2 protein-coding genes are annotated in these 1890 nt (G+C 68.5%); both read right to left on the reverse strand.

Features of this window, described 5'->3' with window-relative positions:
* Positions 1 to 738 (reverse strand): ATP-binding protein (locus tag H5J33_RS33470; RefSeq protein ID WP_309485548.1); only part of this gene is annotated, 738 nt, incomplete at its 3' end.
* A gap of 507 nt (positions 739 to 1245) precedes the next feature.
* The coding region (locus tag H5J33_RS33475) for an SDR family NAD(P)-dependent oxidoreductase (protein ID WP_181798448.1) at positions 1246 to 1890 on the reverse strand (645 nt) is incomplete at its 5' end.

Here is a 1890-nt window from a genome sequence, read left to right on the forward strand (position 1 = left end):
GGCGCTGTCGTCCAGCAGGGCGTGCACGAGCAGCGGGTTGCCGGCGGTGGCCTGGTGGTAGGCGTCGCACACGGATCCCGGCAGGACGCGTCCGGCCTGGGCGGCGAGCAGTTCGCCGACGCTCGCCTCCGACAGCGGGGCCAGCCGGACCCGCCGGTGCGGCTGGCGCAGCAGCTCGGTGTGCGCGGCCGAGTGGAGCGCGCCGAGGTGCCCGGAGGTGGCGCACACCACGAGCACCCGCCGGCAGCGGCTGCGGCGCAGCAGGTGGACGACCGTCGTCAGGGAGTCCGGGTCCATGGCGTGGGCGTCGTCGAGGGCGATGACCAGGGGGCCTTCGCCGGGGACCAGGTGCAGCAGCGCCTCGGCCGCCCGGGGGGCGGTGGTCGCGGGGAGGGTGTGGGGCCAGGGGGCGCGAGGGTGGCGGTCGTGTGCCGGGGGGCTCACGGCGGGGGGCCCGGGGTGTGATAACGCGTTCTCCGCCTCGGCGGTGCCGAGTAATTGCCCGACCAGGCTCATCGGCTGGGTTCGTTCCGCCGTACTGGCCGTGCCGGCCAGTACCCGGGCGTCGGCGCTGTGCAGTGTGGTGAGGAATTCGTGCATCAACTGGGTCTTGCCGGATCCGGGGCCCCCCGTGATGATCACGAGTCGGCCGTTCCCCCGTGCGCTGTCGGTGAATGCCTCGGCCAGGGACTGGAGTTCTCTCGAACGGCCGAAGATATGCATCGTGCCTCTCCCCATGGATTCTCAATTCCGAACCGGATCATGCTCCGCTTTCCGCGGTGATGGGTGACGGCGGGGTGTCACGCGACGGTGCGTGGAGAGTTCACAAGGGCGGCGACAGCGTGTTCCCTGCCTGCATCGCGAGAGGCGTTGCATCCTCTGGTCTCCCGTTTGCGCCGCGTACTGTCGACACCCCGCATGGATTTCAGCCAACAATTGGCCGAAATCCATGCGGGGTGTCCGCGGCTTTGCTGATCGATCCCCGAATTAAAGATTAGAAACACATAGCAGACCGAAACGTTATCTGTCCAGGTCAGTGTTGTCAACTGTCGTCATGTTTCGGTCACTTATGATCTCGTTATACCTCCTGCCTACTGGCCGGACGGTCCGCCGAGGCGTCGTTTTACAGACCGTTTATTTACCGTATGGTTAATGAAAGGAATCGGGCACGGACGATCGTGAGATCGGTCACGCGATACCCTTTCCGCTGCCCGTTCGGGCACCGCCCCCGCCCTCCGGGGCGGTTCAGGGGAGGATCGAGTCGACGTACCCGCCGTCGACGCGCAGCGCGCCGCCGGTCGTCGCCGACGCCTGATCGGAGGCGAGGTAGACGGCCATGTGGGCGATCTCCTCCGGCTCGATCAGCCGCTGGAGCAGGGACTGCGGACGGTGCCGGCGCATGAACTCGCGCTGTGCCTCCTCCCAGGGCAGCTCCCGGTCGACCAGCTCGTATACGAAGTCCTCGACCCCGCCGGTGTGGGTGGGGCCCGCGATGACCGAGTTCACCGTCACGCCCGTGCCCGCGGCCTTCTTGGCGAAGCCCCGGCTCACCGCCAGCAGGGCGGTCTTCGACATCCCGTAGTGGATCATCTCCGCGGGGACGGCCACCGCCGAGTCGCTCGCCACGTATTGCACGCGGCCCCAGCCGCGCTCGGTCATGCCCGGCAGATACAGCCGGGTCAGCCGTACGGCGGCGAGGACGTTCACCTCGAAGAAGCGCCGCCACTCCGCGTCGGTGATCTCCAGCGGGTCGGCGACGCCGAAGACGCCGAGGTTGTTGACGAGGATGTCCACCCGCGGCAGCAGTTCCGCGACCCGGGCCGCGCCCTCGTCGGTGGAGACGTCGGCGGCCACCAGGCTGGTGCGCGTTCCCAGGTGCGCCTTGGCCAC

The organism is Streptomyces sp. WELS2 (assembly GCF_013870595.1).
In the GTDB taxonomy this organism is placed as follows: Bacteria; Actinomycetota; Actinomycetes; order Streptomycetales; family Streptomycetaceae; genus Streptomyces.